The sequence below is a fragment of the Cardiobacterium sp. Marseille-Q4385 genome (genome assembly GCF_916618745.1).
Classification (GTDB): domain Bacteria; phylum Pseudomonadota; class Gammaproteobacteria; order Cardiobacteriales; family Cardiobacteriaceae; genus Cardiobacterium.
The window spans coordinates 1,995,303-2,007,780 of the sequence record NZ_OU745373.1 but is presented as its reverse complement, the minus strand read 5'-3'; the positions used below and the strand labels follow the sequence as shown (position 1 = coordinate 2,007,780).

The following is a 12,478-nucleotide window of genomic DNA, read 5'->3' as shown; positions in this document are numbered from 1 at the left end:
AGTCGGGATGGGGCGTTATTGTCGCGCCAGCACGATAACGGCCGGCACGGTAAAGAGGAGGATAGGCAAGGTGGCGCCGAGCAGCGGCGGCCAGTGGAGCAGCAGGGCAAGGTTGGCGATGACGCCGCTTGTGACGTAGTAAGCAACGCCGAGGAGAATACCGATGACGAGGCGGGTGCCCTGTTGCCCACTGCGGTTGCTGCCAAAAGCGAAGGGCAGTGCCAGGAGCACCATTGCCGCTGTGGTCAGCGGGGTGAGCAGGCGCTGCCAGTATTTGAGGCTTTCCTGATGGTGGTTCAGGCCGTTCGCCGCCATGAAGCAGGTCAGGGTGTGCAGTTCGCGCAGGGTTTCCGCCGAGCCGATGGCGGCAAGGCTTTTGAGGTCTGCCGGGGTTGCACCGTTTTCCCAGCGCGCAGGCGCAGGCAGGGTTTCTGTGTTTTCCGCACTGGTGCGGTAGCGGCGCGGGTTTTCGTGCTGCCAGTCGGGGGCGGCGTAGGTGGCGCGCTCGGCTTCGGTGATGGTGATTTGGTCGGCATCGGCCTGGTAGTAACGCAGGTGTTGCAGGCTGCCGTCGGGGTTCAGGGCGCCGATGTGGATGATGGTGTCGCGCTGTTTGAGCCAGATGCCTTGGGCGGTGGTGGTTTCTGCGCTTTCGCCGAGGGCGAGGTGATGGATGAGGCGGCTTTTCGCGGCGAGTTGCGGTGCGAGGGTTTCGCCGTTGATGATGTTGAGCACGCCGATGGTGAAGGCGAGTAGCAGTCCGGCGCGGGCGAGACGCAGGCGCGAGATGCCCGCGGCGCGGACGACGGCGATTTCGTTCTGCGCGGCGAGTTGGCCGAGGCCCATGATGGTGCCGACGAGGACAGCGGCCGGGGTGAAGAGGATGAGTTTTTCCGGCAGGACGAGAAGTTGTTGGGTGAGGAGGATGCGCAGGGTGTAGTGGCCGCGACCGAGGTCGTCCGCTTCAGCCGAGACTTGGATGATGAGGTCAACGCTGAGGAGGAAGACGAGGGTGATGAGGGTGGTGATGAGGATGGTGCGCAGCAGGTAGCGGTCGAAGCGGGTCAGCATCAGGCTCTCCTTGTGTGGCGGTACCAGGCGATGATGATGAGGGCGAGGACGACACCGTGCAGCCAGTAGCTGCCGGGGAGCGGCGCGAGTTGCTGTTTGCGGATGGCGACGGTCGCGAGGTCTAGCAGGTTGATATAGAGGGCAAAGCCGATGAAGGCGGGCAGGATTTTCTGATAGCGACCCTGACGCGGCTGGCTGCGCGCGAGGAGCGGCAGGCAGAGGGTGTAGATGATGAGGGCGAGCGCGGGGTTGCTGCGCGTCTGCCATTCGCTGAGGTGTTCGGGGCTGGCGCCGAGTTCGCTGGTCGGGATGTTGCGCAGGCGGGTGTTTTCGCCGGGGAGGGCGTTGGCGCCGGGTAGGCGCAGGTCGGCGTTGTCGAAGGTGAAGAGGGTGGTGCGGGTGGGGTTGTGGTTATCCGTCCAGGCAAGACGGCGGCCATGCTCAAGGTAGAGGTGGCGTTCTTGTTCGCTGCCGCCGAGTCGGCCGCTGTCGGCAAGGATGATGCTGTGCCCGTCGGGTTCTTGGTGGGCGATGAAGAAGTCGCGCAGTTCGCCATTTTCAATGGCGCCGGTGTGGACGACGGTGCCGTCGTCGAGACGGCGGAAGGTGTTGGGGGTAAAGAGGATCATGCCGGCTTCTTGCTGGGCTTGTTGGCGCAGGCCTTCCTGGCCGCGATAGACACCGGGGAGGATGGTGAGGCTGAGGATGAGCAGCAGCAGACAGACGGGAGCGGCACACAGGAGGAGGGCGCGGGTCTGGTGTTTGGGGGCAATACCGCAGGCGAGGACAGCGCTGATTTCCTGGTCGCGGTAGAGGCGGCCGAGGGTCATCACGGCAGCGAGGACGAAGGCGATGGGCATGAGGACGACGAGGAAACGCACGGCTTGCAGGCCGACGAGCTGCCAGACGGCGCTGAGTGCCATGTTACCGGCAGCGGCAGCAGCCAGCAGGGAGGAGAGGCGAAAGCTGAGGAGGATGGCGAGGAGGATGAGGTTGGTAGCGAGGAATACGGCGAGGGTTTCGCGGATGAGGTAGCGGTAGAGTATCGGCATGGTGAGCGGGGTTTGTGCTATGCTTCACGCCTCTTTTTGGCGCGTTTTCCGCGCAGTTTAGCCGAATTGTCGAGGTTTCCGTTGATGAAATTTTCTTTGAAGGTGTGTGCGCCTGCCGAGTTGGCGGCGGATGTGTTGGCGGTGTCTGTGGCTGCTGATGGTGCGTTTTCTGCCCGCCTCGCTGCACTGGATGCGGTGTCAGGCGGTTTTTTTGCCGCGCAGCGTGATGCGGGTAATTTCCCGCCCAAGGATGGGACGTCGCGTCTGTTTGTAAACGTGCCCAATGTGGCGGCGGCGCGTGTGATCGTGGTGCGCCATGACGGCTCGGATGCGGCGCTGGAACGCGCAACGGCTGCCGTGCAGGCACTGGCAGATGAGTCCGGCTGGGGCAAGGTCGGGTTGCTGCTCGGCGATGGTGCACACGCCGTGGATGTGATGGCGCGCGCGGCAGCGTACGCGGCGTATCGCTTCGATGCGTTCAAGTCGGATGCAGGTAAGGCGCGCAAACATGAATGGCTGTTTGTCTGCGACCGTCTGGAAAAGGCTGAGGTGCAGGCATCGCTGGAACTCGCCCATGCCTGGGCGCTGGGCACCGCGTTTACCCGTGATCTGGTCAACACGCCGCCGAATGTCTGCACCCCGGCATGGCTGGGCGATCAGGCCAAGGCGCTGGCCAAGGCATATGCGCCACTATCGGCAAAGGTGCTGAAACGTAAGGAAATTGAGACGCTTGGTATGGGGGCGTTACTCGGCGTGGCACAGGGTAGCGCCAACGAGCCGCGTTTTATCGTCTTTGAATACCGCCCCGCCAATGCGCAGAACGCGCAGCCGTTTGTGCTGGTTGGCAAGGGCGTGACTTTCGACACCGGCGGGATTTCTATCAAGCCGTCGGCGGCCATGGACGAGATGAAAGGCGACATGGGCGGCGCAGCAGCGGTGTTTGGCGCGTTGAAAGCCCTGTGCGAGGCAGAGTTGCCGCTGTATGTGGTCGGCCTGGTTGCCGCTGTTGAAAATATGCCGGACGGCAACGCCATCCGCCCCGGCGACATTCTGACTTCGATGTCCGGCAAGACGGTGGAAGTGCTCAATACCGACGCCGAAGGTCGCCTGATTTTATGCGACGCCCTGACCTATGCCGCGCGTTACAAACCGCAGGCGGTGATTGATATGGCGACCTTGACCGGCGCGATTGTGGTCGCCCTCGGCGGTGTGCGCAGCGGCCTCTTCGCGAACGATGACGCGCTTGCCGATGCGCTCTTTGCCGCCGGCGAAGCCGCGCGCGATTTGGCATGGAAAATGCCGCTTGACCCCGCTTACCGCGACATGCTGAAAAGCCCGTTTGCCGACTTGCCAAACATCTCCGGCTCGCGCGAAGCAGGCGCGGTCACAGCCGCCGCTTTCCTCTCGGCCTTCGTGGATTACCCCTGGGCGCACCTCGACATCGCCGGCAGTGCCTTCAAGGGCAGCACGCCGAAAGGTGGTACCGGTCGCCCCGTCGGTCTGCTGCTGGAATTCTTCCGCAACAAGGTCGCTTGATGCTGCCACAAGCTGCCCTGGAACTGCTGGAACGCGGGCTGGACGCACTACCGTTTGCCGTCTCGCCTGAACAGCGGGCGCAACTCGCGCAATACCTGGCCCTGCTTAACCGCTGGAATGCCGTGCATAACCTCACCGCCGTGCGCGATCCGCTGCAACAAGTGCCGCGTCATGTGCTGGATTGCCTCGCCGTCGTTCCCTATCTCGAAGATGCGCACACACTGGCCGACATTGGTTCTGGCGCCGGACTGCCCGCGCTGCTGCTGGCGGTGATGCGGCCGCAGCTTGCCGTGTTGGCAGTCGAAAGCAACGGCAAAAAAGCCGCCTTCATCCGCCAGGCAGCGACGGCATTACAGTTGCCGAATGTGCAAATCGCTGCTCAGCGGGCCGAAGACTGGCGAGGCACACCACAAGACATCATCATCAGCCGCGCCCTCACCTCGGCAACCGCCTTTGTGCAAATGACCACGCACTTCGGCGGCGCACACAGCCGCTGGTTACTGATGAAAGGGCGCGAAGCAGAAAACGTCGAGGCCGCAGGCTTCGCGTTGCACGCCGCCCATCCGCTGCAAGTGCCCTATCTTGACGCCGAACGGGTACTGCTCGACATCCGGCGGGGGGATGCATGAGCCGCATCATCGCCATCACTAACCAGAAAGGCGGCGTCGGCAAAACCACTACCGCTGTCAGCCTCGCTGCCGTCTTTGCCGAAAGCGGCGCGGACGTGCTACTGATTGACATGGATCCGCAGGCCAATGCCACCGTCGCCTGCGGCGTGGATCGGCGCGGCGTCGAGCACGGCGTGATGGACGTCATGCTCGGCACACGCAGTGTCGAAGACACCTGTCTCTACTGCGAAAACTCGCGCATCTGGCTGATGCCTGCTAACGCCGACCTTACCGGCTCGGACGAAGCCCTCTTCCGCGAAAACATGCGCCACGCCCTGCTGAAAAAACACATCCACGGCTGGGCGGAACGCTTCGACTGGGTATTCATCGATTGCCCGCCGACTCTCAACCTGCTTACCGTGAACGCCCTCGTCGCCGCGCACTACGTCCTTGTCCCCATCCAGTGCGAATACTTTGCGCTCGAAGGCGTCAGCGCCCTGCTCGATACCGTCGGCCAACTGCGCCAAACCGTCAACCCCGACCTGCGTGTTGCCGGCTTCATCCGCACCATGTACGACAACCGCTCGCGCCTCACCCGTGACGTCTCAGACAGCCTCGAATCCTACCTGAAAGGCCTGATGTTCACGACCGTGGTACCGCGCAACGTGCGTCTCGCAGAAGCGCCCAGCTACGGCCTGCCCATCGTGCAATACGACACCAATGCCAAAGGCGCCGTCGCCTACCGCGAAATTGCCGCCGAACTCCAACAACGCCTCGGACAATAAGGAAAAACCATGCAAAAACCCAAACGCGGCGGCCTCGGACGCGGCTTCGAATCCCTCTTGGGCGAAGCCGCCCGCGACGTTATCGCCCAGCCCGAATTCGAAGCCCTGAAACAAATTGACGCCGCCAAAATCCGCGCTGGCGTGTACCAGCCGCGCAAAGTCTTCCACGATGCCGCCCTGCAAGAACTTGCCCAATCCATCGCCGAGCACGGCATCCTGCAACCGCTCGTTGTGCGTCCCATCAGCGACGGCCAGTACGAAATCATCGCCGGCGAACGCCGCTTCCGCGCCAGCCGCATCGCCGGCCTCACCAAAATCCCCTGCGTCGTCAAAAACTACACCGACCAGCAGGCACTCGCCGTCGCCCTGATCGAAAACCTGCAACGCAGCGACCTCAACATTCTCGAAGTTGCCACCGCCCTGCAACAACTCGTGCAAGACTTCAAACTCACCCACGAAAAAGCCGCCGAACTTGTCGGCCGCTCGCGCTCAGCGGTGACCAACATCCTGCGTCTGCTCGAATTGAGCGAACCGGTCAAAGAAGCGCTCTACAACAACGATATCGAAATGGGCCATGCCCGCGCCATGCTGACCCTGGCAGCGCCCCAGCAGAAACTCCTGCTGGCAGAAACTCTGGAACGCGGCTACAGCGTGCGGCAAATCGAAGCGCGGGTCAGACAACTACAGAAAAATCCGGACGCATCCCCCAACCCGCCCCCGCGCGACGTCAATATCCACGCACTGGAAGACCGCCTGAGCGATTTCCTCGGCTACCCGGTCGCTATCCGCCATGGTAAACAGGGACGCGGCAGCGTTACCCTCAAATACAGCAATCTCGACGAACTCGACGGCATCCTTGCCAAATGGGGGTTCAAACAACCCTGAATAACCGCCAAGCGGGATAACCACGCAATTTATCGCTGAAATACAACGCCCCGGGCGGTTGCCATAAAGAAAATAATAAAGAAAAAATTAGAGACATTACCAAAACATGGAAATCCGTTGACCCCTGTCGGGCAAGCTCTTATAATCCGCGGCCTACCAATGAAGGAAACCCTAAAATATCTTCTGAAAATACAAAGCATTATCTTGATAGCATTGATACTTTGTGTTCTCTTAAGCCCATTGCATACGGCAGTAACCGCCGTACTATCAGGTGGCATACTTTGCTTATTGACCACCGCGCAGGCGCTGCTGATATTTTGCCGATTACCGGATGTCTTGCCCACACAACGGTTTCTACGCGCCGTTAAACAGGCTGAAATACGGAAATGGCTGATTGTTGCCATCTTGGGCACGATACTCGTGCAACGCTGGCAACCATTGGGTGTACTCACCGGTTTCGCAATACCCTACACTGCCGCCTATTTTTGGGCGATTTTGAAAAAATAGAGGAACATATGGCCGGACAGACTGCTGCGGAAATCATCAATCACCATATGACCAACCTGAGCATTGGCGAAGGTTTCTATTCTCTGCATATCGACACTCTCTTCTTTTCCATTCTGCTCGGTAGCCTCTTCTGCTGGTGGATGCGCAGAATGGCGTTGCGTTCCCTGCAACACGTTGAAAATAACGAACCACCATCCTTTGCTGCCAACGTCGCCGAAGTAATCTTTGAATTTATTGACGGCACCATTAAAGACTTTTTCGGCAAATCGCGCGCTGACATCGGCTCACTCGCTTTCACTATCTTCTGCTGGGTTCTGCTCTGGAACGTGATGGACATGATTCCAGTTGATTTCCTGCCCAGTGTTGCCGCCCAGTTTGGCATCCATCATTTGAAAATCGTACCTTCAACCGATGCCAATGCTACCTTCGCGCTTTCCATTACCGTTATTACCCTGACCTATATCTACCTCTTCAAGAACTACAAACCCATTGGCTTCATCAAAGCATTGGGCGGACATCCTTTTGAAGCAAAAAGCCTTCTAGGACAAATCATTCTTTATCCGCTCAACCTGGCGCTGAAAATTGTTGAAGATTTGGCCAAGGTCATTTCACTCTCGCTGCGGCTATTCGGCAACCTCTTTGCTGGTGAGCTGGTCTTTATCCTGATCGCCTTCCTGCCGTGGTTTGTACAGTTCATCCCTGGCGGAGTATGGATAATCTTCCATATTCTGATTGTAGTGCTGCAAGCCTATGTCGCCATGGTGTTGTCTGTCGTCTACCTGTCGATGACAGAACCGCATCACTAACTTTTTTCCTTTCACTTAATTAACTGGAGGTTCCCATGGAAAAAATCGCCGCTATTGCCCAACTGCAAGGCGCAACTGTTATCGCTGCTGCGATCATCCTCAGTCTTGCCGCTTTAGGTACGGCACTCGGCTTTGGTCTGCTTGGTGGCAAATACATCGAAAGCAGCGCCCGTCAGCCGGAAATGATGAACCCGCTGCAAGTCAAATTCTTCATCATCGCCGGTCTCTTGGACGCCGTTTCCATGATTGGTGTAGTTATCGCATTGATCCTCGTTTTCGGCAACCCGCTGCTGAGTGCGTTGAACGGCTAATCACGGCGAATTGCCGGAAGGTGTCTGCAACATGAATCTCAATCTGACGCTGATTGGCCAGATCGGCACATTCTTCGTTCTGTGGTGGTTTACCCACAAATTTATTTGGCCACTTTTTGCTGAGGCTATGGAAAAACGCCGCCAAAAGATTGCCGATGGGCTGAGTATGGCGGATAAAGCGAAGCACAGCGTTGCCGCCGCCGAAGAAGAAACTGCCCGTATCATCGCGCAGGCCAAGACACAGGCGACCGAAATCGTCGGGCGTGCACAAAAACAGGCAGAACAACTGGTTGTGGATGCGCGTATTGAGGCAAAAACTGCTGGTGAACGTGAAATCGCGGCAGTACGCGATAACTTTGAGCAGGAAAAACGCAAGGCACGCGAAGCACTGCGCGGACAAGTTGCCGAACTGGTGATTCAGGGGACCGAAAAAGTGATTGGTCGCGAAGTTAAAGCCGATGACCATAAACGCCTGCTGAATGAACTGAGCGAGAAACTGTAAATCATGGCTGAGTCAAAAACCGTTGCCCGTCCTTACGCCAAAGCCATTCTTGCTAACGCAAGCGATGGTAAGGCACAGCAGCAATGGCAACAATTTCTGCATACCGCAAAAGCTGTTATGCAGTCACCGGAAGTACCGGAACATTTAGCTCTACCGGGATTCTTGTCCCAGTTACAAGACTGGTTGGAGCAACTGCTAAAAAAACAGCGCAGGCATGGCCTTTATAGCGAAGAAAATAACCTGCTGCGTTTACTGGAAGAACACGACCGTATTGCCATACTGCCGGAAATAGCCGATATCTACGACGAACTGCTCTACGCCAAAAGCGATGTCTGCATGGTACATATCACGACCGCGCAGGCGCTCTCGTCTGCTGAAGAAAAAAACTTGCAGATACTGTTGCAGAAAAAGACCGGGCGCGATGTGGTATTGGACATCCATGAAGACGCCACATTGCTTGCGGGCGTGATAATAGAATACGACGGACTGGTCATTGACCAGACACTGCGGGGCAGAATCGCCGAATTTGCCCAGAAACTCGATGACTAGGGGAAACGAAGAATGCAACTTAATCCTGCTGAAATCAGCGGCTTTATTCAGGAAAAAATAGCCGACTACGACAACAAAGTCGAAAGCAAAGCCGAAGGTACCATCATCAGTCTTTATGACGGTGTTGCTCGTGTACAAGGCCTGCGTCAGGCAATGTTGGGGGAAATGATTGCATTCCCCGGCGGTGTTTATGGACTGGCACTCAACCTTGAGCGTGACAGTGTTGGCGTCGTTATCCTCGGCGAATACGACCATTTGTCGGAAGGCGATAAAGTCACCTGTACCGGCAAAATCCTGGAAGTCCCGGTGGGACGGGAACTCTTGGGCCGCGTTGTCAATGCTTTGGGTCAGTCTATTGATGGTAAAGGCGATATCAAGACGCATGCGACCTCGCCCATTGAGAAAATTGCTCCCGGCGTCATCGAACGCCAATCCGTTGACCAACCGTTGCAAACCGGCTTGAAATCCATTGACTCTATGGTGCCAATCGGACGTGGACAACGCGAACTGATTATTGGCGACCGTCAAACGGGGAAAACCGCGATTGCGGTTGACGCCATCATCAACCAGCGTGATACCGGCGTGAAATGTATCTACGTTGCCATTGGACAAAAAGCCTCCTCTATTGCAGCCGTCGTGCGCAAACTCGAAGAGCACGATGCTCTCAAGCACACCATCATTGTTGCTGCAACCGCTTCCGATTCCGCCGCGATGCAATATATCGCCCCTTATGCTGGTTGCGCCATGGGTGAATATTTCCGTGACCGTGGCGAAGACGCGCTGATCGTTTACGACGATCTGACCAAGCAGGCATGGGCCTATCGTCAAGTTTCTTTGCTGCTGAAACGTCCACCGGGTCGTGAAGCATATCCAGGCGACGTGTTCTACCTGCATTCCCGCTTGCTAGAACGCGCGGCACGCATCAATGCCGACGAAGTCGAGCGCCTGACCAAAGGTGAAGTCAAGGGTAAAACGGGTTCTCTGACCGCCCTACCAATCATCGAAACTCAAGCGGGTGACGTTTCCGCCTTCGTGCCAACCAACGTTATTTCCATCACGGATGGACAAATCTTCCTAGAGACCGACCTGTTCAACGCTGGTATCCGCCCCGCTATCAACGCCGGTCTCTCAGTATCGCGTGTCGGCGGCGCCGCACAAACCAAAGTTATCAAAAAACTGGGTGGTGGTGTACGCCTTGCCTTGGCGCAATACCGTGAGCTTGCCGCATTCGCCCAATTCGCTTCCGATCTTGATGATGCCACCCGCAAACAGCTCGAACGCGGCCAACGTGTCACCGAATTGATGAAGCAGAAACAATTCTCGCCGATGAGCGTTGCTGAAATGAGCGTCTCGCTGTTTGCCGCAGAAAATGGTTTCTTGGATGATATCCCAGTGGAAAAAATCCAGGCTTACGAACAGGCTCTCTTGCAATATATGCATAGCGATCATCGCGCCCTTCTAGATAAAGTCAACGAACGCGGAGTCTATGATGACGAAATCCAACAAGGATTTAGCGCTGCGTTAAACGCGTTCAAAGACAAAGGCGCTTGGTGAGGAAACAGCCATGTCTAATGCCAAGGACATCCGCTCGCAGATAAAAAGCATCAAAAGCACGCAGAAAATTACCAAAGCCATGCAAATGGTCGCGGCATCAAAAATGCGGCGTTCGCAGGATGCGATGCTGGAAGGACGCCCTTATGTTGAAAACATCCTGCGCGTTATTGCGCACTTGCTGAAAGCACACGGCGAAACTCCGCATCCATTTTTTGATGAGACGCGCGATAACGTCAAAAAAGTGGGTTATATCGTTATCAGTACCGATCGTGGCTTGTGCGGCGGTTTGAACATTAACCAGTTCAAAGCCTTACTGGCGCATGTGCAGGAATGGAGCAACAAAGGTTGCGAAATAGATTTCAGCGTCTTTGGCCGCAAAGGTATTGCCTTTATCAACCGCATAAATGGTCATATCATGACCAGTGTGGATGCCTACGGCGATAACCCGCCGTTACGCGAATTGATTGGCGGCATCAGCTCCATGATTGATGCCTATCGCACAGGCGAAATTGACCGCGTCTATCTGGTCAGTAACCGCTTTGTCAACACCATGACGCAAGAGCCAAACATCGTTCAGTTCTTGCCAGCGACCATTGTCGTTAATGACAAATACGTGCCCGAACACGCTTGGACTTATGAATACGAGCCCGGTGTTGAGCAGATTCTCGACAAACTGGCGGTGCGTTATCTGGAATCCGTAGTCAAACAGGCGGTAGCGGAGAATATCGCCTGTGAAATGTCGGCGCGGATGATCGCGATGAAGAACGCATCCGACAATGCCGCCAACCTGATTGGCGAGCTGGAATTGCAATATAACAAAGCCCGTCAGGCCGCGATTACGCAAGAACTGACGGAGATCGTCGGCGGCGCAGCAGCCGTATAAGACGAAACGGATTGAATTAACAAGAGGTGAAGATGAGTACCGGAAAAATCGTTCAAGTCATCGGCGCGGTAGTCGATATCGAATTCCCCGAAGACGCAGTGCCGAAAATTAACGATGCACTGGTTGCAGAAAAAGGCGGCACCGTATTTGAAGTGCAGCAACAATTGGGTGACGGTGTTGTACGGACAATTACCATGGGTTCCTCGGAAGGACTAACACGCGGCATGGAAGTAAAGAACACCGGCAACCCGATTACCGTGCCTGTCGGCAAAGCCACTTTGGGACGCATCATGAACGTCTTGGGCGAAGCAATTGACCACGGTCCAGCGATTGATGCCGAAGCGCATTGGGGTATCCACCGCAAAGCTCCTGCTTATGACGAACTGGCCAACTCTACCGAGTTGCTGGAAACTGGCATCAAAGTTATCGACCTGCTCTGCCCCTTCGCCAAAGGCGGTAAAGTCGGTCTCTTCGGCGGCGCGGGTGTCGGCAAGACCGTCAACATGATGGAGCTGATCCGTAACATTGCTATTGAGCACAGCGGTTATTCCGTCTTTGCCGGCGTTGGCGAGCGGACGCGTGAAGGTAACGACTTCTACTACGAAATGAAAGAATCCAACGTACTCGACAAAGTATCGCTGGTCTATGGACAAATGAACGAGCCGGCCGGTAACCGCTTCCGTGTCGCCCTGACTGGTCTTACCATGGCGGAATACTTCCGTGACGAAGGCCGTGACGTTCTCTTCTTCGTGGATAACATCTACCGCTACACCCTGGCCGGTACCGAAGTATCCGCATTGCTTGGCCGGATGCCGTCGGCGGTGGGCTATCAGCCGACGCTGGCGGAAGAAATGGGTAAACTGCAAGAACGCATCACCTCGACCAAGACCGGATCCATTACCTCGATTCAAGCCGTGTATGTCCCGGCGGACGACCTGACTGACCCCTCACCAGCGACTACCTTTGCCCACTTGGATGCAACCGTTGTACTGTCGCGGCAAATCGCCGAACTCGGTATCTATCCGGCCGTTGACCCACTGGATTCCACCTCACGCCAACTTGATCCCTTGATTATCGGCGATGAACACTACGAAACCGCGCGCCGCGTCCAAGGAGTCCTGCAACGCTACAAAGAACTGCGCGACATCATCGCCATCCTCGGCATGGACGAACTGTCAGAAGAAGACAAGCAAGTTGTTTATCGTGCACGGAAAATCCAGCGTTTCCTGTCCCAGCCCTTCTTCGTTGCCGAAGTATTCACCGGTTCCGCTGGCAAATACGTCCCGCTCAAAGAAACCATCCGTGGCTTCAAAGGTATTGTTGACGGCGAATACGATCACATCCCGGAGCAAGCCTTCTACATGGTTGGCACCATTGATGAAGTGCTGGCCAAAGCCGAGACCGTAAAATAAAAAGCGGAGGGACCGAC

14 protein-coding genes are annotated in these 12,478 nt (G+C 56.5%); 12 read left to right on the top strand and 2 right to left on the bottom strand.

What is annotated here, in order from left to right; translation table 11 throughout:
* Nucleotides 1-15 precede the first annotated feature (15 nt).
* Together lptG and lptF are read right to left on the bottom strand one after the other, a co-directional pair.
* On the bottom strand, nucleotides 16-1,071 hold the full coding sequence (lptG, locus tag LG374_RS09550) for an LPS export ABC transporter permease LptG (protein ID WP_225757477.1): 1,056 nt from the start codon (nucleotides 1,069-1,071) through the stop codon (nucleotides 16-18).
* Complete coding sequence (gene lptF / locus LG374_RS09545; protein ID WP_225757476.1) at nucleotides 1,071-2,123, bottom strand: LPS export ABC transporter permease LptF; 1,053 nt, start codon at nucleotides 2,121-2,123, stop codon at nucleotides 1,071-1,073. The genes lptG and lptF overlap by 1 nt, the downstream gene beginning before the upstream one ends.
* A gap of 84 nt (nucleotides 2,124-2,207) precedes the next feature.
* On the opposite strand from lptF, the gene LG374_RS09540 reads away from it, so the two are divergent.
* The 12 genes from LG374_RS09540 to atpD all read left to right on the top strand — a co-directional run bounded on the left by LG374_RS09540 (nucleotide 2,208) and on the right by atpD (nucleotide 12,461).
* Nucleotides 2,208-3,659 (top strand): leucyl aminopeptidase, encoded by a 1,452-nt coding sequence (locus LG374_RS09540; protein WP_225757475.1) that lies wholly within the window; start codon nucleotides 2,208-2,210, stop codon nucleotides 3,657-3,659.
* The gene (gene rsmG / locus LG374_RS09535; RefSeq protein ID WP_225757474.1) at nucleotides 3,659-4,288 is read left to right on the top strand and encodes a 16S rRNA (guanine(527)-N(7))-methyltransferase RsmG; all 630 of its coding nucleotides are present in this window, start codon (nucleotides 3,659-3,661) and stop codon (nucleotides 4,286-4,288) included. Before LG374_RS09540 ends, rsmG begins: the two co-directional genes overlap by 1 nt.
* Nucleotides 4,285-5,052: a ParA family protein gene (locus LG374_RS09530; protein ID WP_225757473.1), complete on the top strand. Its 768-nt coding sequence runs from the start codon at nucleotides 4,285-4,287 to the stop codon at nucleotides 5,050-5,052. The genes rsmG and LG374_RS09530 overlap by 4 nt, the downstream gene beginning before the upstream one ends.
* A gap of 9 nt (nucleotides 5,053-5,061) precedes the next feature.
* The gene (locus tag LG374_RS09525) at nucleotides 5,062-5,937 is read left to right on the top strand and encodes a ParB/RepB/Spo0J family partition protein (protein WP_225757472.1); all 876 of its coding nucleotides are present in this window, start codon (nucleotides 5,062-5,064) and stop codon (nucleotides 5,935-5,937) included.
* A gap of 159 nt (nucleotides 5,938-6,096) precedes the next feature.
* Entirely contained in the window at nucleotides 6,097-6,444 is a 348-nt protein-coding gene (locus LG374_RS09520) for an adenosylcobinamide-GDP ribazoletransferase (protein WP_225757471.1), read from the top strand.
* Between the two features lie 8 nt (nucleotides 6,445-6,452).
* The gene (locus LG374_RS09515; protein ID WP_225757470.1) at nucleotides 6,453-7,250 is read left to right on the top strand and encodes a FoF1 ATP synthase subunit a; all 798 of its coding nucleotides are present in this window, start codon (nucleotides 6,453-6,455) and stop codon (nucleotides 7,248-7,250) included.
* Between the two features lie 35 nt (nucleotides 7,251-7,285).
* Nucleotides 7,286-7,561 carry a F0F1 ATP synthase subunit C gene (gene atpE / locus LG374_RS09510; protein ID WP_006984347.1) on the top strand — a complete coding sequence of 92 codons (276 nt, stop codon included), beginning with the start codon at nucleotides 7,286-7,288 and terminating at the stop codon, nucleotides 7,559-7,561.
* Nucleotides 7,562-7,571: 10 nt separating this feature from the next.
* On the top strand, nucleotides 7,572-8,063 hold the full coding sequence (locus LG374_RS09505) for a F0F1 ATP synthase subunit B (RefSeq protein WP_225757469.1): 492 nt from the start codon (nucleotides 7,572-7,574) through the stop codon (nucleotides 8,061-8,063).
* A gap of 3 nt (nucleotides 8,064-8,066) precedes the next feature.
* The gene (locus tag LG374_RS09500; RefSeq protein ID WP_225757468.1) at nucleotides 8,067-8,612 is read left to right on the top strand and encodes a F0F1 ATP synthase subunit delta; all 546 of its coding nucleotides are present in this window, start codon (nucleotides 8,067-8,069) and stop codon (nucleotides 8,610-8,612) included.
* Between the two features lie 12 nt (nucleotides 8,613-8,624).
* Nucleotides 8,625-10,166, top strand: coding sequence for a F0F1 ATP synthase subunit alpha (gene atpA / locus LG374_RS09495; protein WP_225757467.1), 1,542 nt, complete (start codon nucleotides 8,625-8,627; stop codon nucleotides 10,164-10,166).
* A gap of 10 nt (nucleotides 10,167-10,176) precedes the next feature.
* A complete protein-coding gene (gene atpG, locus LG374_RS09490; RefSeq protein WP_225757466.1) occupies nucleotides 10,177-11,049 on the top strand; it encodes a F0F1 ATP synthase subunit gamma in 873 nt (290 codons plus the stop codon).
* A gap of 32 nt (nucleotides 11,050-11,081) precedes the next feature.
* The gene (atpD, locus tag LG374_RS09485; protein WP_225757465.1) at nucleotides 11,082-12,461 is read left to right on the top strand and encodes a F0F1 ATP synthase subunit beta; all 1,380 of its coding nucleotides are present in this window, start codon (nucleotides 11,082-11,084) and stop codon (nucleotides 12,459-12,461) included.
* Nucleotides 12,462-12,478 lie beyond the last annotated feature (17 nt).

What these genes read in the sequence shown, in the direction of transcription:
- LG374_RS09530 (WP_225757473.1), top strand. Translation starts at nt 4,285, where the DNA reads ATGAGCCGCATCATCGCCATCACTAACCAGAAAGGCGGCGTCGGCAAA.
- atpE (WP_006984347.1), top strand. Translation starts at nt 7,286, where the DNA reads ATGGAAAAAATCGCCGCTATTGCCCAACTGCAAGGCGCAACTGTTATC.
- lptF (WP_225757476.1), bottom strand. Translation starts at nt 2,123, where the DNA reads ATGCCGATACTCTACCGCTACCTCATCCGCGAAACCCTCGCCGTATTC.
- LG374_RS09515 (WP_225757470.1), top strand. Translation starts at nt 6,453, where the DNA reads ATGGCCGGACAGACTGCTGCGGAAATCATCAATCACCATATGACCAAC.
- atpA (WP_225757467.1), top strand. Translation starts at nt 8,625, where the DNA reads ATGCAACTTAATCCTGCTGAAATCAGCGGCTTTATTCAGGAAAAAATA.
- LG374_RS09520 (WP_225757471.1), top strand. Translation starts at nt 6,097, where the DNA reads ATGAAGGAAACCCTAAAATATCTTCTGAAAATACAAAGCATTATCTTG.
- atpD (WP_225757465.1), top strand. Translation starts at nt 11,082, where the DNA reads ATGAGTACCGGAAAAATCGTTCAAGTCATCGGCGCGGTAGTCGATATC.
- atpG (WP_225757466.1), top strand. Translation starts at nt 10,177, where the DNA reads ATGTCTAATGCCAAGGACATCCGCTCGCAGATAAAAAGCATCAAAAGC.
- rsmG (WP_225757474.1), top strand. Translation starts at nt 3,659, where the DNA reads ATGCTGCCACAAGCTGCCCTGGAACTGCTGGAACGCGGGCTGGACGCA.
- LG374_RS09525 (WP_225757472.1), top strand. Translation starts at nt 5,062, where the DNA reads ATGCAAAAACCCAAACGCGGCGGCCTCGGACGCGGCTTCGAATCCCTC.
- lptG (WP_225757477.1), bottom strand. Translation starts at nt 1,071, where the DNA reads ATGCTGACCCGCTTCGACCGCTACCTGCTGCGCACCATCCTCATCACC.
- LG374_RS09540 (WP_225757475.1), top strand. Translation starts at nt 2,208, where the DNA reads ATGAAATTTTCTTTGAAGGTGTGTGCGCCTGCCGAGTTGGCGGCGGAT.
- LG374_RS09500 (WP_225757468.1), top strand. Translation starts at nt 8,067, where the DNA reads ATGGCTGAGTCAAAAACCGTTGCCCGTCCTTACGCCAAAGCCATTCTT.